25 protein-coding genes are annotated in these 21972 nt (G+C 40.3%); 6 read left to right on the forward strand and 19 right to left on the reverse strand.

What is annotated here, in order from left to right:
• Positions 1 to 465: 465 nt before the first annotated feature.
• On the forward strand, positions 466 to 603 hold the full coding sequence (locus ACZ5AE_RS19105) for a hypothetical protein (RefSeq protein WP_464566169.1): 138 nt from the start codon (positions 466 to 468) through the stop codon (positions 601 to 603).
• 61 nt (positions 604 to 664) lie between these two features.
• On the opposite strand, the gene ACZ5AE_RS19110 is transcribed toward ACZ5AE_RS19105, so the two are convergent.
• From ACZ5AE_RS19110 to ACZ5AE_RS19130, 5 genes are all read right to left on the reverse strand, one after another.
• Entirely contained in the window at positions 665 to 1417 is a 753-nt protein-coding gene (locus tag ACZ5AE_RS19110; protein ID WP_464566170.1) for an exodeoxyribonuclease III, read from the reverse strand.
• Between the two features lie 126 nt (positions 1418 to 1543).
• Positions 1544 to 2329 (reverse strand): divergent polysaccharide deacetylase family protein, encoded by a 786-nt coding sequence (locus ACZ5AE_RS19115; protein ID WP_464566171.1) that lies wholly within the window; start codon positions 2327 to 2329, stop codon positions 1544 to 1546.
• A 103-nt stretch (positions 2330 to 2432) separates the two neighbouring features.
• The gene (locus ACZ5AE_RS19120) at positions 2433 to 2873 is read right to left on the reverse strand and encodes a peptidylprolyl isomerase (protein ID WP_464566172.1); all 441 of its coding nucleotides are present in this window, start codon (positions 2871 to 2873) and stop codon (positions 2433 to 2435) included.
• Between the two features lie 325 nt (positions 2874 to 3198).
• Complete coding sequence (locus ACZ5AE_RS19125) at positions 3199 to 3645, reverse strand: CBO0543 family protein (RefSeq protein WP_464566173.1); 447 nt, start codon at positions 3643 to 3645, stop codon at positions 3199 to 3201.
• Positions 3578 to 4696 carry a DUF2515 domain-containing protein gene (locus ACZ5AE_RS19130; protein WP_464566174.1) on the reverse strand — a complete coding sequence of 373 codons (1119 nt, stop codon included), beginning with the start codon at positions 4694 to 4696 and terminating at the stop codon, positions 3578 to 3580. Before ACZ5AE_RS19130 ends, ACZ5AE_RS19125 begins: the two co-directional genes overlap by 68 nt.
• 82 nt (positions 4697 to 4778) lie before the next feature.
• Between ACZ5AE_RS19130 and shc the strand changes: the two genes are divergently transcribed.
• Positions 4779 to 6644: a squalene--hopene cyclase gene (gene shc, locus ACZ5AE_RS19135; RefSeq protein WP_464566175.1), complete on the forward strand. Its 1866-nt coding sequence runs from the start codon at positions 4779 to 4781 to the stop codon at positions 6642 to 6644.
• A gap of 31 nt (positions 6645 to 6675) precedes the next feature.
• On the opposite strand, the gene mug is transcribed toward shc, so the two are convergent.
• Positions 6676 to 7182, reverse strand: coding sequence for a G/U mismatch-specific DNA glycosylase (gene mug, locus ACZ5AE_RS19140; protein ID WP_464566176.1), 507 nt, complete (start codon positions 7180 to 7182; stop codon positions 6676 to 6678).
• A gap of 116 nt (positions 7183 to 7298) precedes the next feature.
• Between mug and ACZ5AE_RS19145 the strand changes: the two genes are divergently transcribed.
• Genes ACZ5AE_RS19145 through ACZ5AE_RS19160 form a run of 4 tightly spaced genes read left to right on the forward strand, consistent with a single transcriptional unit; the run spans position 7299 to position 9674 of the window.
• The gene (locus ACZ5AE_RS19145; RefSeq protein ID WP_464566177.1) at positions 7299 to 7937 is read left to right on the forward strand and encodes a copper amine oxidase N-terminal domain-containing protein; all 639 of its coding nucleotides are present in this window, start codon (positions 7299 to 7301) and stop codon (positions 7935 to 7937) included.
• Between the two features lie 16 nt (positions 7938 to 7953).
• Positions 7954 to 8202, forward strand: coding sequence for a hypothetical protein (locus ACZ5AE_RS19150; protein ID WP_464566178.1), 249 nt, complete (start codon positions 7954 to 7956; stop codon positions 8200 to 8202).
• A 28-nt stretch (positions 8203 to 8230) separates the two neighbouring features.
• Positions 8231 to 9109 (forward strand): FAD:protein FMN transferase, encoded by an 879-nt coding sequence (locus ACZ5AE_RS19155; RefSeq protein ID WP_464566179.1) that lies wholly within the window; start codon positions 8231 to 8233, stop codon positions 9107 to 9109.
• A gap of 4 nt (positions 9110 to 9113) precedes the next feature.
• Entirely contained in the window at positions 9114 to 9674 is a 561-nt protein-coding gene (locus ACZ5AE_RS19160) for a ferric reductase-like transmembrane domain-containing protein (protein WP_464566180.1), read from the forward strand.
• A gap of 22 nt (positions 9675 to 9696) precedes the next feature.
• On the opposite strand, the gene ACZ5AE_RS19165 is transcribed toward ACZ5AE_RS19160, so the two are convergent.
• The 13 genes from ACZ5AE_RS19165 to ACZ5AE_RS19225 all read right to left on the reverse strand — a co-directional run bounded on the left by ACZ5AE_RS19165 (position 9697) and on the right by ACZ5AE_RS19225 (position 21913).
• Positions 9697 to 10920, reverse strand: a complete 1224-nt coding sequence (locus tag ACZ5AE_RS19165) for a sensor histidine kinase (protein WP_464566181.1) — start codon at positions 10918 to 10920, stop codon at positions 9697 to 9699.
• Positions 10913 to 11590: a response regulator transcription factor gene (locus ACZ5AE_RS19170; RefSeq protein ID WP_464566182.1), complete on the reverse strand. Its 678-nt coding sequence runs from the start codon at positions 11588 to 11590 to the stop codon at positions 10913 to 10915. Before ACZ5AE_RS19170 ends, ACZ5AE_RS19165 begins: the two co-directional genes overlap by 8 nt.
• A 96-nt stretch (positions 11591 to 11686) precedes the next feature.
• The gene (locus ACZ5AE_RS19175) at positions 11687 to 12274 is read right to left on the reverse strand and encodes a YitT family protein (RefSeq protein WP_464566183.1); all 588 of its coding nucleotides are present in this window, start codon (positions 12272 to 12274) and stop codon (positions 11687 to 11689) included.
• A gap of 110 nt (positions 12275 to 12384) precedes the next feature.
• Entirely contained in the window at positions 12385 to 13710 is a 1326-nt protein-coding gene (locus ACZ5AE_RS19180; protein ID WP_464566184.1) for a Na+/H+ antiporter NhaC family protein, read from the reverse strand.
• A gap of 113 nt (positions 13711 to 13823) precedes the next feature.
• Positions 13824 to 14240: a hypothetical protein gene (locus ACZ5AE_RS19185; protein ID WP_464566185.1), complete on the reverse strand. Its 417-nt coding sequence runs from the start codon at positions 14238 to 14240 to the stop codon at positions 13824 to 13826.
• Between the two features lie 42 nt (positions 14241 to 14282).
• Positions 14283 to 15581 carry a S1C family serine protease gene (locus tag ACZ5AE_RS19190; protein ID WP_464566186.1) on the reverse strand — a complete coding sequence of 433 codons (1299 nt, stop codon included), beginning with the start codon at positions 15579 to 15581 and terminating at the stop codon, positions 14283 to 14285.
• A 140-nt stretch (positions 15582 to 15721) separates the two neighbouring features.
• Positions 15722 to 17146: an ATP-binding protein gene (locus ACZ5AE_RS19195; RefSeq protein ID WP_464566187.1), complete on the reverse strand. Its 1425-nt coding sequence runs from the start codon at positions 17144 to 17146 to the stop codon at positions 15722 to 15724.
• Entirely contained in the window at positions 17124 to 17819 is a 696-nt protein-coding gene (locus ACZ5AE_RS19200; RefSeq protein ID WP_464566188.1) for a winged helix-turn-helix domain-containing protein, read from the reverse strand. Before ACZ5AE_RS19200 ends, ACZ5AE_RS19195 begins: the two co-directional genes overlap by 23 nt.
• A gap of 176 nt (positions 17820 to 17995) precedes the next feature.
• Entirely contained in the window at positions 17996 to 18778 is a 783-nt protein-coding gene (locus ACZ5AE_RS19205) for an enoyl-CoA hydratase/isomerase family protein (RefSeq protein ID WP_464566189.1), read from the reverse strand.
• Positions 18779 to 18820: 42 nt separating this feature from the next.
• A complete protein-coding gene (locus ACZ5AE_RS19210) occupies positions 18821 to 19591 on the reverse strand; it encodes an SDR family NAD(P)-dependent oxidoreductase (RefSeq protein WP_464566190.1) in 771 nt (256 codons plus the stop codon).
• 30 nt (positions 19592 to 19621) lie between these two features.
• Entirely contained in the window at positions 19622 to 20362 is a 741-nt protein-coding gene (locus ACZ5AE_RS19215) for a 2-phosphosulfolactate phosphatase (RefSeq protein WP_464566191.1), read from the reverse strand.
• A gap of 17 nt (positions 20363 to 20379) precedes the next feature.
• Entirely contained in the window at positions 20380 to 21456 is a 1077-nt protein-coding gene (locus ACZ5AE_RS19220; RefSeq protein ID WP_464566192.1) for a phosphotransferase family protein, read from the reverse strand.
• A 55-nt stretch (positions 21457 to 21511) separates the two neighbouring features.
• Complete coding sequence (locus tag ACZ5AE_RS19225) at positions 21512 to 21913, reverse strand: acyl-CoA thioesterase (RefSeq protein WP_464566193.1); 402 nt, start codon at positions 21911 to 21913, stop codon at positions 21512 to 21514.
• Positions 21914 to 21972: the final 59 nt, after the last annotated feature.

Genomic DNA, 21972 nt, shown 5'->3' on the forward strand with positions numbered 1-21972 from the left:
TTTTCACGCGATGGTTAGTCGAATTTTCCGGGTATTTACGGGCAGTATATCCGAAGGATATTACTGCGCGTTAATACGGGGGAAAGTTGAGTTGATTAGCTCAAAAATGTTACGTTGGCTTCGTTTCGTTCGAAACGAATATTATTGTTTGTTGACGTTTTTGCTTGTTTAGTTTTCAAAGAACTATCTATTAATCTATCGATTAGCGACATTTGTTATATTAACATAATGCCTTTTTTTTGTCAACTTTCATCAAGATAATTGATAAAACTAAACTTTTCTTTTAACTATCTCGCATCAGCGACAATGAATATATTACTACTCAATTTAATGTTCGTCAACTTCTAATTTTAACTATGATAAAGGTTCATTTCAAATAGCAATTTTTATATGTAAAAACGTTTAGTTTTCTTCCGCTTAGGAAAAAATACTTAAGTAATTTTTCTCTAGGAAGGGGCTGTTAATATGAATTACAATTCGCTGAAAAAAGAAAATGATACAGATTTCGTCGACTCAAGCTCGCAAGAACAATTAAGCAATTCAACCGATTCAGATAAGAATCCTGAATTTGACGAACTGGGAACACCTCTTAATGAAATTTGAGGTTAAAAAACCCTTTGCCATAGCTTTTCCTGGCAAAGGGTTTTTTTAAAGTCCTTAATCCTTAATGTATTTCCAGCACCACGGGGCAATGATCACTTCCCATTACATGAGCGTGAATATCGGCATTTTTTAATCGCTCACATAAAGTTTGCGAGACGATGAAATAGTCAATCCGCCAGCCGATATTTCTTTCCCGAACTTTATTCATATATGACCACCACGTATAAGCTCCCTCTTTATCCGGATAGAAATGGCGGAAGCTGTCAATAAATCCAGCATCCAGTAGTGTTGTCATTTTAGCTCGTTCTTCGTCTGTAAAGCCTGAATTCCCTACATTTGATTTCGGATTCCTTAAATCAATTTCCATGTGGGCAACATTTAAATCGCCGCAAAAGACAACAGGCTTTATCTTATCCAGCTCCTGCAGATGTTGAAGAATCCGCTCCTCCCATTCTAAACGGTACCCTAGCCTTGCCAAATCTCTCTGTGAGTTTGGTGTATATACATTGACCAAGAAAAATTCAGGAAATTCTAATGTAAGAATTCGGCCTTCATTTTCATCATCTTCCTGACCCACTCCATATTTAACTGATAATGGTTTAGCTTTTGTAAAAACAGCTGTACCTGAATAACCCTTTTTAATGGCATAGTTCCAATATTGATGATAGCCATCTAACTCCAGACTAATTTGCCCTTCTTGCAATTTCGTTTCCTGAATACAAAAGATATCCGCATCCATCTCATGAAAATATTCCAAAAAGCCTTTTTTCACACAAGCTCTAAGACCGTTCACATTCCAAGAAACTAGTTTCATTTATGATCCTACTCCCTTATGACTTTTATTCTATTTAATAAAGGTCATTGTATCAGCTTTAAATGACACACGGAAAGGATTTTGTTCAGAAAATAAATGGAAAAAGGCAACAAATTGCTGCCTTTATTAGGGGATAAATTTCTTTTCTATTAATTGATAGTCAAAAAGCTGTGATACAGGAACAATTCTGATATTCTTCTTTTTAAACTCGTCCATCGACTGCAAAATTCCATTCGAGCAGACTTTTCCTGTCACTCCAACATGGCCGATTGCAATAGCCTTTCTTTTTATCTCTGTCTTTTTTGCCAGCAGGTTCATCTGTTTTCGGACATGCACAGAGGATGTAATATCATCCAAAAAGACATCATTTTTTAATAAAGGAACACCCATTTCGGCTGCAAGTTCTGGAAATTTTGATTTATTGCTAGTGCCGCTGTCAATGATATATAGATTTTTTTCCTTCGCTACCTCGACAATTGCGCGGACAATATTTTTGTTCTCCACAGCCAGCGAGCCCATGTGATTATTAAGTCCGACAGCATACGGAACGCTCTTAACAGCCTCTAAAACACGTTCTCTAACTTGCTTTGGGGATAGGTCGGCGGTAATGGGTTTGGGTCCAAGCCACGATCGTTTCCCTCTTTTCGGCTCCATCGGCAAATGAATCATGACTTCAAAGCCATTTTTATGAGCCAATTGTGCGTGTTTTTTTGAGTTTTCAGTAAAAGGCATGACTGCAGCTGTAATTGGTACATCTCCTTCCAGAAAGTCATTCGCGCCTTTGATGCAGCCCCCAAAATCATCAATAATAATAGCCGCTTTAAGATGTTTTGCCTCTGATTCTCTTGCGATCGCTTTTGTGTTAATAGGAAGAACAAATAGTAAAAGGAGGAAAACCACGAATTTCTTCAATATAAAAGACCCCCATTTGTGAGTTATTGAAGATATTTTCCCCATGTTACACCTTATTAGTCCCAATGAAAAAGAGAGCTAAAAATCAGCTCTCCCGTTAAAATTATTCTTCATCAAAAACGCATACTTCTTTCATCGTGTCACCATTTCTCATTGATCTTACAGCCTCAAGGTCAGAGGTTACTTGTCCAAAAACAGTATGGACTCCATTAAGGTGCGGCTGTGATTCATGCACGATAAAAAATTGGCTGCCACCAGTATCTCTTCCCGCATGAGCCATGGAAAGTGAACCTGGAACATGCTTGTGCGGATTGCCTTCTGTTTCACACTTAATAGTGTAGCCAGGACCACCCATACCTGTTCCTGTAGGGTCACCACCCTGAGATACGAAGCCCGGAATTACACGGTGAAAAATAACTCCATTGTAAAAACCCGAGTTCGCCAGTTTTTCAAAGTTTTCAACTGTCCCCGGCGCTTCGTTTGGAAATAAATCAAACTCGATTTTCGCACCATTTTCCATCAATATGTATCCTTTTTTAGCCATATCAAACACTCCTTATGTAAAAAATCATCTTTATCATACACTTTTCAATACGAAAAGCGCAAGGCGCCTGCCTATCGGCGACAAGCACAAGTCGAGCCGGCCGAAAGGTTGCTTTATAACCTTTTGGACGGATTGGCTTGTGACCTCGAGCCGATGGCGCCTGAAGCTAGACAATAAGAAAAGAAAGTATTGGCACTTTTGCCCATTTATATTTCTTACCAGAGTGTGTTAAAATAATCTTACCCCTTCCGAACATTCGCTTGTTGCGGGACACTTAACCACTGTACGGACGGAAGGGGGAAGCCGGGACTTTGTCTCGGCTTTTTTAATTTTCTTTCTTTTCCAGCCATTGAAAAAAGCCTGAAACCACGGTTAAAAATAATAGATACCCAAAAAAAGTGTATATGTGCTTCCACTCTGCCGCATGCTTAAACAAACCAAGAATCTCAGCTAATTTTTCTAGAATAGGCATCAATAAACTGACAAACAGAATTACACCTATCCTGCCCCATTTATTCAAACCAGCAATCACATATAAAAAAACGACCATAAATATCGGAAGCACCACCAGTGTAAACCCGATATTTATGGAAAAAACATCCGCTAGCGGACGAAACGTAAACTCATACATTCCCTTCCCTACAAAATAAAGATCCAAATAAGTCCCGATTAATGAGCCGAGCACACCGCCAGCCATTACATGCTTAAAAGTTAATCGTCTTTTTGGCAAGAGCTGCGATTTCGAGCCGTTCAAGTGTTTTACAGTATTCATCCCTTATCTCCCCGTCCATCATTTCCATATCGTCCACTAAATAATCCGCTACACGCCAGTCTTCAAACCAATCCCCGGGCTCTGCTTCCGGCTGGCTGACATTTTTCCAGGCATTTTCAAGGTTCGGGCTATAAAATCTTCTCGCTCCCTTTCTAAGCCTGCAGGATTTCAGGCGCAGTGGATAAGCTATGCCGGGTGTCCCCTCATTTACATTATTAAAAAGATGCGGCCAATAATCCTTTCGCGAACCAGTATGCGGATGCAATTTTGCCCATTCCAAAGCTTGTATATGAAAATCTTTATTTTTAAATAGAACGGAATATAACCTTTTTCCCAATAATATTCGTTCATGCAGGGATTCAAATTGATGAAGCGTCTGTCCCTTCAGTCCGCTATCCCCATAAGGAAATAGAATATGGTTGAAGGAAAGTACATCCTGTAGAACAAATTCAAACTTATTTAATACCTCTTTCTTGTAAACAGGATTTTGAACCACCCTTTTTTCCAAGTAACTCTGTTCGTTAATGACCATTGCAATACAATGAATATAACGGTCATGATTTTTCCAAAAATGATTCCAAATTGTTTCCATAAAGGTAGAAACATTTAAATAAGAAAGCATATAAAACAATGGTTTACCCCTCCGCAGACTTTCCTCATAAATCAGAAATTGCGGATAAACATCCTGGAAAATCAGCCAATTGCCTCTTTCCAAAAAAGCAAAAAACGAATCTCTTTCTTTTCTTGATAGCAGTTTCGTTAAAAATTCCCCTTTTAAATCAGTCATGTTGTACCCGCCGTTTCGTGAAACCATATGACCCAAAAATGCCCATTGGATATCTGGGTACTGGAGATAGAAATCAAGGTAGGCTTTTGTCCTTGTTACATTATTAAGGTTATGTTTTGCTGTTTCCTTTTTTATTTTTTCTAAAAGAACTTGATCTCTCCCTGTTAGTGGGATCTGAACTATTGCTGCCCCTTTATTTTTTTTTCTTAATTCGGTCCGGATGATTTCTAACGGCGGTTTGTCACGATTTCTCCAAAAAAACATGGCAAATCCCCCCAATACGAATGGTCCTTGCACAATAGGAATATGTATAGCCTAAGGAGTTTTGCCTGAGAAAGGAGTGATCATGCTGGTGGATATACAAATGGGTATCGATTGGATTATTGACAGACTTAAAAAAGACCAATCTCCTGATGGCTCCTGGGATTATCCTTTTGATACAGGAATATCAACAGATGCTTATACCATCATTTTATTACGAACATTGGAGATACATGATGAGGAATTAATCCAAGGGCTTTGCAGGCGGATTTTAAGTAAGCAGGAAAAAAACGGGGCTTGGAAGCTTTATTATGATGAGGGAAATGGAAATATATCATCTACATTGGAGGCGTACTACGCCCTCCTTTTCTCGGGATATTACTCAAAAGAAGACAAGAATTTACAGGCGGCAAAGAAGTTTATTTTGGCCCATGGCGGTCTAAAAGAGGTAAGTACGTATACGAAAATCATGCTTGCCCTTACCGGCCAATACAAGTGGCCAGCGTTTTCGCCGCTGCCGATTGAAGTGATTCTTTTGCCGACTAACTTCCCGATAAATTTCTATTCCTTTTCTGTGTTTGGGCGGGCAAATTTGACTCCGATAATGATTCTCGCCGCCAAGAAGTTATCGATAAAAGCTAAAAATGCCCCCGACTTAACCGACCTGCACATATACCGGGAGATAGACGAACAATGGATTCGCTCAGATGAATGGCGCTCGTTGTTATCCTTGATTGAAGAGGGGGTAGAGAATTTAATTGGCTTCCCGGAAGAGCTCAGAAAATTAGCGCTTGAACGAGCAAAAAAATACATGCTGGACAGGATTGAACCTGACGGAACATTTTTAAGTTACTATAGTTGTACCTTTTTAATGATTTTCGCCCTGCTCTCGCTGGGCTACGAAAAAACAGACCCCATTATTTCAAAAGCGATCGAGGGGCTAAAGTCCATGAAATGTGAAATAAACGGGTTCCCACATATGCAATATACAACCGCCACTGTTTGGAATACATCCTTAATTAGCTTTGCCTTGCAATCTTCTGGATTATCTCCAGAAGACACAATAGCTGCAGAAGCAAACCGTTACCTGTTAAGCAGGCAGCACCATAAATTTGGCGATTGGGTGATTCATAATCCCAACAGCTTGCCTGGAGGCTGGGGCTTTTCGAATATAAATACAATCCTGCCGGATGTGGATGACACTACTGCCTCCCTTAGATCACTTTCAAGAATTGCCTCATCTGAAAAAGCAGCTTGGGAGAGGGGAATCAGCTGGACTTTGTCGATGCAAAATGACGACGGCGGCTGGCCGGCCTTTGAGAGAAAAGCCGATTCAAATTTGTTAAAATTATTGCCGTTAGAAAAAGGTGAGTTTTTGCTAAAGGACCCGTCATGTGCCGATCTAACAGGAAGAACATTAGAGTTCTTCGGTAATTATACAAATCTACCCAAAAACCACACTGTCATAAAGAATGGTATCAACTGGCTTTGGAAAGACCAAAGGCGGGACGGCTCCTGGTATGGCCGCTGGGGAATTTGCTATACGTACGGGACCTGGGCAGCCATCACCGGATTACAAGCAGTTGGTGTGCCAGAAAATGACCCACGTATTCAAAAAGCGGCCGGCTGGTTAAAGAACATTCAAAATCCGGATGGCGGCTGGGGAGAATCCTGTCACAGCGATTCCAAAAAGACCTATGTTCCACTCCGGTCCAGTACCCTTACACATACCGCATGGGCACTTGATGCCTTGATTACGCTTGCCCCTAAGCCAACTGCGGTCATCCAAAAAGGGATTGCCTATCTATTGAAATCATTAGATAAAGATGACTGGACCACAGAATATCCAAAAGGACAGGGAATGGGCGGTTCCTTCTATATCCATTATCACAGCTACCGGTACATCTTTCCGCTTATCGCCCTAACGCACTATCAAAAAAAATACCAATAATAAAAATTGACGGACTCCCAGAGCCGTCGTTTTATTTTGCAACTAACCTGGCAAGCTCCCGGTAAATACCCGCCATCTCATCGAGCTTCATTCTGACCAATCCGCTTGTGTTCGGAGCTACAAAGTCTACCGTCCCCGGCACAATGGCCTCCTTCTGTATCCCCCATGGGGCTGTTTTCCGTCCGCTGTATTCAAGATATACACCTTTTCCAACATAACAAACAATTTGAGGTATCATTCTTTCAATCTTTTGTTTTAAAATTTCCCTGCCTTCTTTGAATTCTTCCTTCGTGATTTCAGCAGCGGCTTTTGTAGGCCTTTCCACTATATTTGTAATCCCCATCCCTAATTCCAGCAATAAATCACCTTCCGAGGGGTCCAATTTTCTTGGAGTCAATCCTGCTTCATGAAGGATTTTCCAAAAACGGTTGCTGGGCCCGGCAAAATGATGGCCTGTTTCACTTGAGCGGACCCCGGGATTAAAGCCGACGAATAATACAGCTAAATTTTCCTTTATTCGATCTCTAACTGGTTTCATGGTCATAGCCCTTTCTTATAAACTGAACTTTTTTTATTTTAGCATAGTCTTTTCAGATTCCTTTCAGACAAAAGGGCTAAACTTCAGTTAATAAGATAAATGGAGGTGTCCGATTGATGATGAAACAGAAAAAATTGTTTACCGTACTTGCCAGCTTATTTGTGATTTTCTCAATTGGAACAACTGCTGTTATAGCGGATGATGACGATGATGGGAAGCGTGAGTATTTTCAGTATTACGATGAAGATGATGAAGAGGACTCTGAAATGGAAGATCATGATGACGACTTCGAGGGGTGGGAAAATCAGGTCCAAAGTCCCGTCACACAAGCCCAATCACAAGAATTTTGGAATATTTGGACACGTGAACCGCGAACTAATGACAATAACGTTTTACCAGTAGATACTCCATCCGAAATGGCAGTCAACAATGGTAACCAAGAATCTCGCCTTTATGTCATTCCTCAGAATGGGCAACTGCTTATTTCTGCAAAGGCATTTGCTGATACTGTGGGAGCAGAAGCAGTTTTTTACCCTAAGAGTAGAATTTGTATCCTCACAAAGGGTGATAAGGAATTAATTGTTCGAGCAGGCTCGAATGCAATCTATGAAAATCAACGGAAAACTCCAATGCCGACAAAAGCTGTCTATATGGAAAATTCCGTTTTCCTTCCAATCTCAGTAGCAGCAAGCGGGTTGGGCTTTCGCGTCTCGTGGGATGAAACAAATTCAGCATTCACTTTTAAACCACTATAAAGGAAAGGTGAGGAAAATGGCAAAATCTACGAAATCAAAATGGCTGCTAGGCGTAACTGGAACCGCTCTTACAGCTTTTGTCATCACACAAATTGGGACAAATCCGGGAAATGAGGGGTCTGTTGTGAATGACCTGTCTCTAACAAAATCAATGAGCAAGGAAGAAAGGGAATATGCCAAACTTGATTGGTCTAACTTTGTCATAAACGGAGAATCTGTCTCGGGAGGTGTAAGACAAAGTGACCGCCAAACCCGAAGATCATGATAATTTTGATTTTTTGGTCCTAGAGGCAATGAACACGTCATTTTATATTGCCATCTCCAATACTCACATTTCAAATTGGAAGGAGATTATGACCGGATGGATTCGGTATGTTGAAAAGGAATGGTCTCGTTTTAATCCCAACAATGAACTCGGATTATTGAATAGGTTGGCGCCGGGAGAAACCGCTAAGGTCTCCCCTCCGCTCTTTGACGTACTCTATCAGGCAGAACAATATCGCAAGAAGACGAAAGGATACTTCTCACCTTATTTACTTGCCCAAATGAAATACCACGGCTATACAAACTCCTTTCCATTCCAGTCTAGTTTGAAAGTTGGGAACGAAGTGCCCGTCAATTGTACTGAAGAACACACGCCATATGTTTTCAACTTTGAGACCTTAACGATAAAAAAACACAGTGATAATCAAATAGATTTAGGAGGTATTGGTAAAGGCTATGCCGCCCAGGCTGCAGCACGATGGCTAAAAAATATCGGCGGGGCCAAGTCAGGGATTGTTGATGGCGGCGGGGATATGACATGCTGGTCCGATGGAAAGAAGGAATGGAAAATCGGTGTAGCCCACCCTTTTGAAGATAAGCAAGAAATGGCAAACATTCCTTTAAAAAATGGAAGCATCGCTACCTCTAATATCGTCTATCGCAGCTGGGTCCAGGTGGATGAGAAAAAGCACCACCTCTTAAATGGAAAAACAGGTCTGCCTGTTGAATCAGACATCCTTCAAGCCACTGTCATTACAGAAAACTGCCTGGATGCAGAAGTTATGACCAAGCTGTGCTTTATGGAAAAAGACAGCACATTAATGGAGGCATTAGCGGGTATTAACCCCCATTATTCCGTGCTTCTGGTTCATGAAGATGAAACGATTACTACCTTTAAAGGAAGGTGATATCTTGATTAACGATTACATTTCGATATGGACATTGATTCGAAGCTCTGGATTTTTGGCCTATTTTTTCATGACCACTTCCCTCGCTATCGGGTTGGTCAGTTCCTTTGCAGTAATGAAGAAAAAGAAAGCCTATCTTCTTTCTCTCCATCAAATCAGCGGCTGGTATGGTTTGTTGACGATTATTTTTCATCTCGTGTTAATTTGGCGCGATCAATATGTACCTTATTCCATTCCAGAACTTTTTGTCCCTTTACTCGCAAAGAATCAACCTATATATTCTGCTCTTGGAACATTATCATTTTATCTATTTTTCATCGTAATGCTTTCGTCGGATTTTTTCATAAAAAAATTAGGGATAAAAAATTGGAAAAAACTCCATTTTGCTGTTTTTCCGGCATGGATGTTTATGGTTCTGCACGGGCTATTAATCGGAACGGATTCAACGGAGCGCTGGGCATTGGTTTTATATGTAGGCAGTATTTCTCTCATTTTTGTTCTATCAATCCTCAAATATATCGAAACCATCATGCATGGGTCTAAGCAAGGCAAACTGAAAAATTAATACGGCAGCCAATCCTGCCGTTTTAATTTTTGCCTTTCATTATGACCGTAAAAACACTGCCTTTACCCAGCGTGCTTTGTACGGATATTTTTCCACCGTGAGCCTCTACAATCGACTTGGCAATGGATAGACCTAAACCGGAGCCACCTTTTACTCTAGCGGCGTCTGTCCGGTAAAAACGGTCAAATATAAACGGAAGATTTTCTTGCGCAATGCCGCACCCTGTATCTTCAACGGTAATAATTTTTCCAGCAGAGTCTAATCTTAAAGTAAGCTTCACTTCCCCTTCATTCGTATACTTGAATGCATTATCTAACAATATATAAACTAATTCCTGTATCCTTGTTTCATCGCACATCTGAAAAATCTCAGGTTCAATTTTTTGTGCAAATATGATAGTGGTTGGTTTCTTCCGTAAGAACCGCTTGTATATGGATGTTAACAATTTCGATAAATTAACCTCTTTCATCTCCATGGTTAATTGGTTCTTATCACTTCTGGCCAATAGGAGTAAATCATTGACCAGTCTATTCATTAATTGGGCTTCAGTTTGTAAATCATGAAGGACTTCTCTTCCAAGTGGACTCATATTCTGATTCTCTTCGCGGTTTAACAGGTCAATCGAACTGTAAAAAATACTTAATGGAGTCCTAAGTTCATGTGAGGCATCGGAAACAAACTTTTCCTGTTTGTGATAAGCAGTTTTAATAGGCTTCATCGCTTGTCCAGCGAAATAATAACCTAAATAGGCAAAAATCAAACTAAAAAATACCGTTAACGCAATCAACGTCCATGTGATTTTTTGAATCAAGTGTTTTTCTGATGTAATATCCATTCCTAGGACGACAAAGCCATTAGAACCAAGAGGATGTATCTCGACAAGTAAATGCTTGTCTTCCCATTGAATCCTTTCCGCTTGGTCAGCATTTGTAATTGGGATATTTCCCACCCATCGATAAAATCCCCGAATGTTTTCCTCCCCATACACAAACTCTTTCTGGTGGTTAAGTACATAATAAAATATCGTTCGGTTCGGATCATACTCTATTCCATGGTGTTCGCTCTCATAAAGGTCCTCGAGGAAATCAGACTTTTCTTTGTCAAAATACCCCATTAGCTGCTCTTCTTCCTTTGCATTGATTTCATGCGAAATAAGGAGGTAGAGGATTCCAATAAACAAAACAAGCAAACTGACCAGCGATAAGGTATAAACAACCGTTAAACGCCTTTTCACTTGATTAAACATTGGTATTTCTCACCTTATAGCCGATTCCACGAACATTTTGAATTAAGGAAGGCTTTCCAGGAATATCAACCTTTTTGCGCACCAATTTCACTAGAGCATCAAGTGCATTATCCGAAACTTCAGCATCATAGCCCCAAAGCTTTTCGAACAGAATTTCTCTTGTCAAAACTTGATTTGCGTTTCGCATCAACAATTCCAATAGTTGATATTCTTTTTTCGTTAAATCAATTATATACCCATTTCTTTTAAATTCATGGGTATTCAGATTCAAGGAGAAATCATTGAACGTGATTAATTCTTCAACAGGTTTCTCCTTCCGGCGGCAAATCGCTCGAATCCGTGCGGAAAGCACATTAAACTCAAATGGTTTTACAATGTAATCGTCCGCGCCTGAATCTAAACCTGTGATGATGTCTTCATGGGCATCTTTAGCCGTGACAAATAAAATGCCGGTTTGGATTCCCTTCTCGCGCAGCCGTTTGCAGACCGAAATTCCGCTTTCCTTGGGGAGCATCCAGTCTAAAATAATAACATCATAGTGGTAGATGAGGGCATTTTCATAGGCCTCTTTACCTTCTTTAACCCAATCAACACGATGAAATTCTTTTTTTAACAAGTGGGTCATTATTTTCCCCAGCCGGACATCATCTTCCGCGAGTAAAATATTCACCTTAAACACTCCATTTCAAAAAATTTCCTTTTGCTATTATCATAGCAATCAATTCTGAAAAAAGAGTGAATAAATGGTGAACATCGTCATCTTTGGTTATTTTATTTTTGAAATTTCTATCCTGCCAATCGAGGTAATAATGCTGATCAACAATCCGATAATCGTAACAATGACTAATGAATACAAGAATTTTGGATCATTTAGTAGCAGCAGACCTGAAATAATAATCATTCCATCGATGGTTAAGGCAACCAACCCCACATTCACCTTGGACCATTTGGAAATAATCAGCGCAAGCAAGTCGATGCCGCCGGGACTGATATGATTTCTTAACATGACGCCAACACCGATCCCGATTATAATGGCACCAATTATGATACTGCTTAAGATAGGCATATGAAAAACACCGTTGAGCGGCAGCCAAAATTGAATCATTACCCCTGAAACAATAGCACCTATTAATCCATCAATAAAAAGGTTTGGTTCATATTTAATCGCAAACAAGTAAACCGGGATATTCAATAGAATAAATATAATTCCCGGGTTTAAGTCCCAAAGATAATTGGCCAACAGACTAATCCCAAAAAATCCGCCATTTATTAGGTGAAAGGGGAGGATAAACCCGTTAATGCCAATTCCAATCATCGACGTCCCAAAGCCAATTATGACCCATTTTTTCAGCATTTCGTCATCCCTTGTCCAAGTTCTTATTACCACTTATATGTTTTAAAAATGGACTTCATTCATAGGGATTACGTATGTAAAAAAAACAGGAACCAAAAAATGGCTCCTGTTTACGCAGCGGCAGTTCGGTTATGATTACTATTACGCCTTTGTTTTATTTGAGAAATCACAAAAGTTAAAAATGGCAAAATCCACAAAAATAAGGCATACGGCAAATATTCCACTAAAGAAACTCCGACAATAGTACTGCACATAATGGCCAATACACTCCATGGAACCATTCCTGGGAACAGCATTGTCGAATCTCCCATTACTCTAGCCAGCTCTTCCTTCCCATAATGATTTGACCAATGTGGCAGGAACGCCCTCCCAGTCAAAATAATCGGCAGCGTTTGATTAGCGGCAATTAAACTGATAATCAAAGTGGCTGTCAGGACTTTAAAGGTGTCACTCGTTAAGGAGCTTGATGACTGCAGCCATTTATCCAAATAAGGCTGAATGACGTTCAATTCCTCTAATAATCCATTATAGGCCCCGGCGAGAGCCAAAAATAGCAGCAGTTCATACATATGAATAAACCCGCCGCCCAAACCATCGATTCCGTACCATAAGGCATTGATTATTTTGCCAAAAGCATGTCCTTCCAGAACAGCTAGAATGGATGCTGATAGAATGCTAGAAAGAAAGGCATAAATGATACTCATTCGAAAAATCACAAAAAGTATTAAGACCAATGGCGGAATAAATTTAATCAACGATAGCTTGCTCCATTCCAAATGCAAAGAATGGACAACTGTCTTGGCTGAAAAATAATGGTCTAGAACACTGTAAAAGATTAAGCAAAGAAAAATCGCGAGGATGGTAGTTAGAAACATTGCTTTCCCCTGCTTTTTAACCGGTATTTCGACTGTGTGTGAAACCAGCTGGTGCGAACTCGAAAACGGGGAAGTCCGATCCCCGACAAACGCTCCTGAAACCAAAGCGCCGGCAGCCGCCGCCACGGGAAGATGCAGAACCATTGCTGTTCCAAGAATAGGAACTCCGATGGCACTTAATGTTCCAACTGTTGTCCCGAGCAGCATCGAGATGGTTAACGCAGCCATAAACGATAGCAGAAAAAAATGCTCCGGGCTAATCAGACCAAGTGCAACTTGAACCATTTGGTCAATCGTCCCGGACAGATACCATGAGGGTAATAAAAATCCCACCAAAAATAGTATCAAAATGACGATTTTTGTTTTATTTATACCTCTCAGGCAAATTTTAATAATCTCCTGATATGGAATCCCTTTTTTAACAGAAAGCTGATATAGTATCAGGAATCCTGGAAGAAAACCAACAACAAGCGGAAGGTGGATAATGACAGACGTTATCACACCGAGCAAGGTTATCAAAAGAACAATTAGTACTTGTTTTAAGGAAAAAGTATATTTCATTAGGAGACCACCTTTTTGAATAGGACCAAACCCATTATATGAAATATTTCGCCTTTCGAAAAGATGGGAAAAATTAGTATAGCGTCACTGGTCATCTTAATAAAATGAAATTCTTAATGCAGATACTTTTTACCAGAACTAAATTTTCGACGATAAACAAACTTCCTTAAATCCCTTTCTTTAAGATTGCCATCATATAACAAAAACAACAATGATTGAAACTCAGGATACCTTTCCATGACAAAAAGGGCGAACTCCTTTCGCTCGCCCTTTAATTTTGCTAAAAACTCCTGGTCTTGTTTAATTTCATTAAGCTGAATTTGAATAAAAGCTTTTGTATCCTCCCACTTTTCTATCCTTTTCTCCAAAATATCACGGGCATATACAGGTAATTTTTCAATCACTAGGTCAATATACCCTTCTGACCACATCAACATTTTATCCTTCTCAGGGAGTTCAAATACCATATTCATCAGCTCAATATCATCCACGAATTCGCATGTTGCATATTTCCCGACCCTGTTCACCATATCACCTCATCCAAGAAGTTAATGGTATTATTTTTTCTAAAACTAATCGCTATTATTATTAGTAAGCTTTGCAGTCAGCGTCTTCTGTTTTCCATCCCGGTAGATTTCAAATTTAATTTCATCGCCTACTTTAGCCTTTGAGTACAAATATTTCCTTAAGTCTGATGAATTGGCAATCACTGTTCCGTTCATTGAGACAATCACGTCCTTTGGCTGGAAGCCTGCCTTGGCTGCGGCGGAATTCGGGTCAATATTCATAACCAAAACCCCTTTGGTAATATTTTCAGGAAGGCTTTGCCAATACATTTGCGACACTTGATCCAAATCTGCAAGACCAACCCCTAAATAGGGACGCACGATTTTGCCATTTTGAATAAGTTGATTAACGATCGGAATAACATCATTGCTTGGGATGGCAAATCCGAGGCCTTCTACACCATTTTCGGAGATTTTCATGCTATTAATACCAACGACGAGTCCTTGGGAATTGATAAGCGCCCCTCCACTATTACCAGGATTTATCGCTGCATCCGTTTGGATTACATTTGTTTCCCAATTGCCTGCTGAAGTGGAAACCGGTATGCTTCGATTGGTAGCACTGACAATCCCTTGAGTTACAGTCCTAGACAGCTCTAGCCCCAGCGGGTTCCCTATAGCGTAAACCTGGTCACCCGGCCGGAGGTTTGACGAATCCCCAAATTGAACTGTTGTTGTGACATTTTTGGCATCGATTTTTAAAACTGCAAGGTCAGTTAACGCATCCGTGCCGACTACTTCTGCTGTCGTTTTTTCACCATTGTATAAGGAAACCTCCAGCTTTGAAGCACCCTCTACCACATGGTTATTGGTAACGATGTAGGCAAAATCACCCTTTTTTTGAAAAAGAACCCCTGAGCCAGATCCAGATTCTACACTTTGGGATGAATTAGAACTACGGAAAAACGGATCATTTTGCTGCTGGTAATTAACAATTCCGACAATTGCCTTTGAAACCTGCTCCACTGTATCTGCAATAGAAGCAGAATCCGAAGTGGACTTTGTTGAAACCGGTCTAACCGTTGAGGCCGTATCCTTGGCTGACACTGAACTGCTTGTGTCTTGATTTGCTGCTGCGGGATAATAATTCTGAAAGTAATCAGTATGCGGCAGGACTGCTAATGTCAATGCAGATCCGACCACCCCTGCCGCTACTGTGGAAATAAGTCCTTTTACAAAACCCTTTTTGGGTTTGCTTTTAACAGGAGGAGCGCTCCTCACCTCCTCGGTTCCGGACTCGATTCTTGTCACTTCATACGAATCGTTTTGAGTTTGATTGATTTCATTCGGATCTCTGAATTCCATCGTAATCTTCTCCTTTAAGTATGTTAACTTCTTATCTTGTCTTTACTATACCTGACAAATTTTAAGAAATTATTAACAAACTTTAACGTGTTTTAGAAATTATTATGAAAAAAGCAGCGGAAGCAATTTTCCCGCGACGTTTATTTTGGAAAACGAATAATAAATTTTGTCCCTTTTCCTTTTTCACTCACAACATTTATTTCCCCATTATGGAGAAGCACTAGCTGTTTCACAATAGAAAGTCCTAGACCAAACTCACCGTAAGGGTTGCTGGTTCTGGAAATATCAGCTTTGTAGAAGCGGCGCCAGATTTTTTCTACTTCAGCAGGATCAATCCCAATTCCGGTATCCTCCACCTCTATGACAACGAAGTCCTGCTCTTCCCTTCCGCGAAGCCAGATGGTTCCCTCTTTTGTAAATTGAATACTATTTTTTGTTATATTAATTAAGATTTGAATAAGCCGGTCGTAATCGGCTTTTACGTAAACTTCCGGTGCGGACTCGACAATGATTTGATTGTTTTTTTCTTCTGCCTGAAGACTTAATTGCTCCTGTATTATCTCAAGAACTTCCAAAAGCTCAATTTCTTCCTTCATTAACTGTATCTGGTTGGAACGGATTTTTTCAAAATCGAGATTTTCATTAACAAGACGGATCAGTCTTTTTGCCTCTTGGCTGACTAAGTTTATGCCTCTTTCTTTATCCTCTTCAGAAATCATATTGTTTTTTAGCCCTTCAATCACTCCGCTGATGGTCGTCAGCGGTGTCCTCATTTCATGAGAAACATCAGCCATAAATTGACGCCGGCGATTTTCCAAGCTTTCAATCTCTGCCATCGAGGTATTGATTTTATCAACCATGTGATTAAAATCATTTGCTAACTCTCCGATTTCATCATAATTCGAGGATTGAACATGAACATTATAATCCCCTTTAGATACTTGAGAGGTTGCCTCACGAAGCCTTCTAATCCTTTTCACATGAATTCTTGATAAGTACCAGCTTTGAAGGAATGAAACGCCAAAAGCAATCAAAATAGTATATAATAAAATCTTATTAATTTCTTGAATCATTTCAAGGGAACCGCTAATCGGTGAGGTGAGCAAGATACCCCCATAAAATTTCCCATTTTCCAAATAGGGTAAAACGACAAATGTTACGCCATCCTGGTCAAATCTCTTATAATCGCTTTGAACAATTATCGTCTTACCCTTTTTTAGATTTTCCCAATCGGCGCGGGGCAGATATTTAATTTCTGGCCCGCGATTAGAAACTAGATACAATTTACCATCCTGATCAAATAAACTAAAGCTTATTTTTCGAGCTGGTAAAACAGAACTATATTTATTAAGCACAATTTCGGTTGCATACGGATTTTCTTTAATATCCGACAAAATAGCTTTACCATAGGAAATTAGTTCTTCCGCCTTGTTCCTATAAACAAGGTTTTCAAGATAATGGGCAAACAATAAACTTAATAGCAAAAACGCCACAATAATAATGCTGATATGACTGCTAAACTGTTGATAAAAGTAACGGAACTTAGTCTGTTTTAAGCGTGTCATCGAACTTATACCCTACTCCCCAAACAGTATGGAAGAATGGCTGTTCCGAAGTTTCCACCTTTTTCCGCAGCCTTTTGATATGCACATCAACTGTTCGCTCATCCCCGTAAAACTGATAGCCCCAGACCCTTTCAAGCAGCTGCTCCCGTGAGAAAACCTGGCGAGGGTGCTCCGCCATATAGAAAAGCAAATCAAACTCCTTGGGGGTCAAATTAGTTATCGGAGTCCCGTCAACCATTACTTCCCTAGTTGTTTTGTTGATTTTAAAATGGTCTGTTTCTAGTACCCCTTCGTTATCTTTTGGTGCCTGAACCTGAACACGCCGGGTTACTGCTTTAATCCGTGCCATCAGGGTCAGCGGACTGAACGGCTTCGTTACATAGTCATCCGCTCCCATTTCAAGGCCGAGAACCTGGTCTGACTCACTGTCCTTTGCTGTTAGCATAATGATGGGGACAGTGTATTTTTCTTCTCTGATCTTTCGGCATATGGTCACCCCATCCATGCCAGGCAGCATCCAATCAACAATCAAAGCATCCCATGTGCCGTTTTTAAACTGGTTATAACCTTCCAATCCATCATTAATAAAGACTCCTTCTATTCCTTCCTTTGCAAAAAACATTTCAATCATTGAACAAACACTTTTATTATCCTCGATCACTAATATTTTCACTAATGCTCAACTCCCAGAGTTAGAAACTTGATACTATAAGTGTAAACAAATTTGCTAACATAGCAAACCTTCAGTATTATTATTCCCTATTAATTAATACATTGTTCATATTCTGTTAATATTTTCATAGAAAAAGAGGCCTCCGAGCGGACTCAGTGGGCCTCCTTCATAAACTCTTATTTCCCTTTAAATACAGGTTTTCTCTTTTCTTTAAATGCGGTAGTACCTTCCTTATGATCCTCAGATTCAACCATAATCATTTGGGTTAATCGCTCTTGCTCGAGAATTTCTGCTAATGAAGACGTAAACGCCTTATCAACCAGTTTCTTCTGTTTTCCATAAGACAATCCTGGACCATTTGCTAATTTTAATGCTAATTTAGTCGTTTCCTCTTGAAGCTTCTCAGCGGGAACAAGATAATTGATGACGCCTAATTGATAAAGACGTTCAGCCGGTATCGGCTCTGCTGTAAAGAAGAATTGCTTTGCTAAATGCGGACCAACCAATCTAGGAAGGAAATAAGAACCGCCTCCATCAGAAATCAGCCCTACCTGGGAAAAGCTGAGGGCATATTTGCTATCCTCGGCTGCAACGATAAGATCACAGGCTAGAGCCAAATTAAAGCCAGCACCCGCGGCATAGCCGTGTACCGCGGCAATTATCGGCTTTTCTACATCCTTCATTAATAAAATAAGTTCATTCAGTCTTCCAATATTTTCATAAACTTGAACACCGGATCTTCGCTCTCCCATCCCTTTCACGTCACCGCCGGCACAGAAAGAACGGCCTGATCCAGATAGGACAATTGCTTGGATATCGTCATCATTTTGCGCGTTTTTGAGAGCATCTTTCAATCCCAAAATCATATCTGGGCTAAAGGCATTGAGACTTTCAGGGCGGTTCAAGGTCAATGATAAAACAGGTCCTAATTTTTCTACTAATAAATGTTCTTGCGACATTATAATCTCCCTTTCCTTTTTAAAACTTTAAGGTTTTTCGCATTATTTAATCAGCCAGCCGCCATCCACTAATAAATCGGTACCAGTCATATAGGAGGCATCGCTGGATGCTGCGAACGCTATGACACTAGCAATTTCCTCAGGATTTCCAACTCTCCCCATTGCCGTATTTTTTTCAATGGCACGGACAAATCGTTCATTTTGGAGTCCGCGTTCGGTCAACGGGGTCTCGACAAACCCTGGCGAAACGGAGTTCACGCGGATTCCGTATTTAGAAAAATCCAACGCCAGTGATCTTGTAAAATTAATTACTGCCGCTTTAGCTGCACTATAGTGAGGAATTTCCGCCCCAGCCTGATGTCCCGATAATGAGGCAATATTGACAATCGCACGATTGTGCTCGGAACGCTGTGTTCCCTCAATCATGATTTTCCCCATAGCTTTCGAGACAAGGAATACGCTCTTTAAATTAACATTTTGAACATAGTCCCAATCTGCTTCCGACATGTCTAATATTTTGTTGTGTCGTGACCCTCCTGCATTATTAACTAGAATGTGGAGGTCACCATAATGCTGCCTGACATATTCTGCCAGCTCCTCAACATCTTCGGCATCCGTACAATCCGCCGGAAAGATTTCAGCCCTTGGAATTTTACTTTGGCGATTAATTTCTTCAGCCGCTTCTTCCAATTTCCTTTTTGTCCTGCCCACCAAGATGACCTTTGCCCCTTCACTTGCAAGCCTAATAGCAGCTGCTTTTCCTATTCCGCTTCCAGCCCCGGTAACTACTGCAACGGTATCTAAAAACCTCATCGGTTATCCCCCCTGATCTCCTGAAATTTTCTAGACAGTGCATGCTGTCTCGATTACTACTTTCCCATCTTTCAAAATCGGTACGATAGATGTAATCCCCTTTGAAACCGCCAGTTGCAAATCTCGATGTTGATCATATTTTTCTAATAGCTTGCCAACATAGGAATTTACGAATATTTCATATCCTGAATGTTCCTGGCCGCGGTAAAAATACATGGCAGCCTTTGCTGCATCTGTTAGCTCGTGTTGGCCTGCTTTTACCAAGCAATCAATTAGATGCCCTGAACCATAAAAGTCTTCTAAGCTGAGCTCTCCGGAATTTCCGGAACAAATAATAAGAATGGTCTGCTCTTCCCCAACATTCTCCAGCGTTTCGGCAACCGCAGGATTATTTAAAATTGAGGCTACATAAACCTTCTTGGCAGAAGCAGCCTTTCTTAAAGCTACTGTACCATTTGTGGTAGATAAAATTAGCGTCTTGCCGCATACATTCTTCCTGATTAAGGTTGGACTAGGATATAAAAAACCGTCAATTGGTTTCGCATCTAGTTCACCAGCAAGAAGGCAGGTACCAGGCGTGAAGTTTTCAGCTAAATCACTAGCTTCAGAGCTGTTAAGAACAGGTATAACTTCTTTTGCTCCATCCTTTAATGCCGATACAATGGTTGTTGTCGCTAAAAGAATGTCTAAAACAACTGCCACTTTATTTCCTTCTACAATTTTCTCCTCACTGATATCTTCCTTCTTCACAAGAAGGTGAATTTTGGCCATTTCATTCTATCCCCCTGTTAAACCTTTTCATTGGCTGTAAATGTCGCTTGCTGGATTAATCCCTTAACATAATTGTTTAGGGTTGCAAATCTTGTATCGCTCGTTTGACCTTTCTTATAACGATAATAAATTTGCTGGCAGATGACAGCGAGTTTGAAATAAGCAAACGTTAAATAGAATTGCAAGTTAGAGACATCCCTGCCGCTTTTTTTGGCATAACACTCAATAAATTCCTTCCTCGTGAAGAAACCTTCATAGACAGCGGTAACCGGATCTCTGCCCATCCCTTTTTTCATGTTTGGCGGATCCTCAGGGAGACTCCAGTAACTCATCGCAGCCCCTAAATCAGCAAGGGGGTCACCTATGGTAGTCATTTCCCAATCAAACAAACCGACCATCTCAGTAAAATCTGCATTTAACATGGCATTATTCAGCTTGTAATCATAATGAATCACGGCAGCCTCTGAATGTTTTGGAATATTGTTCTCAAGCCACTTCTTCAGGGATTCCACCTCGGCAACTTCATCTGTTTTGGCTCGTTCATAACGCCCAATCCAGCCGTGAACCTGCCGCTCCATAAAGCCATCAGGCTTGCTAATTTGCATAAGTCCAGTTTCTTTGTATGGAAGCGCATGCAGTTTCGCCAGGTTTTCAACCATTAGTTCAGAAATCTGTTTACAAAGTTCAGGTGTTACATTTACTCCAGCAGGAAATGAAGTGTCCAAGACAATACCATGCTTTCTCTCCATGATGAAAAATGGGCTGCCAACAATCTCATGATGATCGGAGAACAGATATGGCTTAGGTGCTACGGGAAAGATGGGATTTAATTCTGTCAGAATTTTAAATTCCCGTTCCATATCATGTGCTTTTGGAGCAACCGGCCCAAGAGGAGGACGTCTTAACACTGCCTCCCAGTCTCCCATCCTTATTTGATAGGTTAAATTCGAGGCACCTGCAGAAAACTGTAAAATTTCCAGCGGAGCACTCGGCAATGACTTAATATTCTCACGCAAAAACGTTTCTAAAATAGCTAGATTTAATTCCTCTCCTCTACGAACAGCAATCGTTTCCTTATTCATTTGATAAGGCATGTTTTCATCCTCCTTCCAATTCAAAAAATTCAGACTTTTATTAATGCGTATAACCCTACGAATACACCAGATGACTTTTCAGCTTATCTAATAAGACTTCAGGCAGTGGCTCACTTAATTGTTTTTCAAAATCAAAGCAGACCATTACTGCATTCCCTTGGGCAATCTGTTTCTTTGTTTGCGAACAAATGATTTCATGGTCCAGGTGAAAGCTTTTTGACCCAATTTTGGAGACGCTTGTTTTTATTATTAATTGTTGATTGAAATACCCTTGGCTTATAAAATCACATTTTGTAGAAGCTAGGATGAAATTCCAATCCCGTGCATCAACTCGGTAACCAATTGCTTCGAAAAAGCGAATCCTAGCTTCTTCAAGGTATATGAAATAACTTGTATTATTGATATGGCCTAATGCATCTGTTTCGCCGAAACGAACAGTTATCTGTATTTCGTGCATATTCTTCCTTTATACCTCCGTCTCCACATTCATTTTGAAAAAACAAGCTTTCCAAATAA

It is taken from the genome of Neobacillus sp. S1227, assembly GCF_055385255.1.

What these genes read in the sequence shown, in the direction of transcription:
- ACZ5AE_RS19105 (WP_464566169.1), top strand. Translation starts at nt 466, where the DNA reads ATGAATTACAATTCGCTGAAAAAAGAAAATGATACAGATTTCGTCGAC.
- ACZ5AE_RS19110 (WP_464566170.1), bottom strand. Translation starts at nt 1,417, where the DNA reads ATGAAACTAGTTTCTTGGAATGTGAACGGTCTTAGAGCTTGTGTGAAA.
- ACZ5AE_RS19120 (WP_464566172.1), bottom strand. Translation starts at nt 2,873, where the DNA reads ATGGCTAAAAAAGGATACATATTGATGGAAAATGGTGCGAAAATCGAG.
- ACZ5AE_RS19125 (WP_464566173.1), bottom strand. Translation starts at nt 3,645, where the DNA reads ATGAATACTGTAAAACACTTGAACGGCTCGAAATCGCAGCTCTTGCCA.
- ACZ5AE_RS19130 (WP_464566174.1), bottom strand. Translation starts at nt 4,696, where the DNA reads ATGTTTTTTTGGAGAAATCGTGACAAACCGCCGTTAGAAATCATCCGG.
- shc (WP_464566175.1), top strand. Translation starts at nt 4,779, where the DNA reads ATGCTGGTGGATATACAAATGGGTATCGATTGGATTATTGACAGACTT.
- mug (WP_464566176.1), bottom strand. Translation starts at nt 7,182, where the DNA reads ATGAAACCAGTTAGAGATCGAATAAAGGAAAATTTAGCTGTATTATTC.
- ACZ5AE_RS19145 (WP_464566177.1), top strand. Translation starts at nt 7,299, where the DNA reads ATGATGAAACAGAAAAAATTGTTTACCGTACTTGCCAGCTTATTTGTG.
- ACZ5AE_RS19150 (WP_464566178.1), top strand. Translation starts at nt 7,954, where the DNA reads ATGGCAAAATCTACGAAATCAAAATGGCTGCTAGGCGTAACTGGAACC.
- ACZ5AE_RS19155 (WP_464566179.1), top strand. Translation starts at nt 8,231, where the DNA reads ATGAACACGTCATTTTATATTGCCATCTCCAATACTCACATTTCAAAT.
- ACZ5AE_RS19165 (WP_464566181.1), bottom strand. Translation starts at nt 10,920, where the DNA reads ATGTTTAATCAAGTGAAAAGGCGTTTAACGGTTGTTTATACCTTATCG.
- ACZ5AE_RS19175 (WP_464566183.1), bottom strand. Translation starts at nt 12,274, where the DNA reads ATGCTGAAAAAATGGGTCATAATTGGCTTTGGGACGTCGATGATTGGA.
- ACZ5AE_RS19180 (WP_464566184.1), bottom strand. Translation starts at nt 13,710, where the DNA reads ATGAAATATACTTTTTCCTTAAAACAAGTACTAATTGTTCTTTTGATA.
- ACZ5AE_RS19185 (WP_464566185.1), bottom strand. Translation starts at nt 14,240, where the DNA reads ATGGTGAACAGGGTCGGGAAATATGCAACATGCGAATTCGTGGATGAT.
- ACZ5AE_RS19190 (WP_464566186.1), bottom strand. Translation starts at nt 15,581, where the DNA reads ATGGAATTCAGAGATCCGAATGAAATCAATCAAACTCAAAACGATTCG.
- ACZ5AE_RS19195 (WP_464566187.1), bottom strand. Translation starts at nt 17,146, where the DNA reads ATGACACGCTTAAAACAGACTAAGTTCCGTTACTTTTATCAACAGTTT.
- ACZ5AE_RS19205 (WP_464566189.1), bottom strand. Translation starts at nt 18,778, where the DNA reads ATGTCGCAAGAACATTTATTAGTAGAAAAATTAGGACCTGTTTTATCA.
- ACZ5AE_RS19210 (WP_464566190.1), bottom strand. Translation starts at nt 19,591, where the DNA reads ATGAGGTTTTTAGATACCGTTGCAGTAGTTACCGGGGCTGGAAGCGGA.
- ACZ5AE_RS19215 (WP_464566191.1), bottom strand. Translation starts at nt 20,362, where the DNA reads ATGGCCAAAATTCACCTTCTTGTGAAGAAGGAAGATATCAGTGAGGAG.
- ACZ5AE_RS19220 (WP_464566192.1), bottom strand. Translation starts at nt 21,456, where the DNA reads ATGCCTTATCAAATGAATAAGGAAACGATTGCTGTTCGTAGAGGAGAG.
- ACZ5AE_RS19225 (WP_464566193.1), bottom strand. Translation starts at nt 21,913, where the DNA reads ATGCACGAAATACAGATAACTGTTCGTTTCGGCGAAACAGATGCATTA.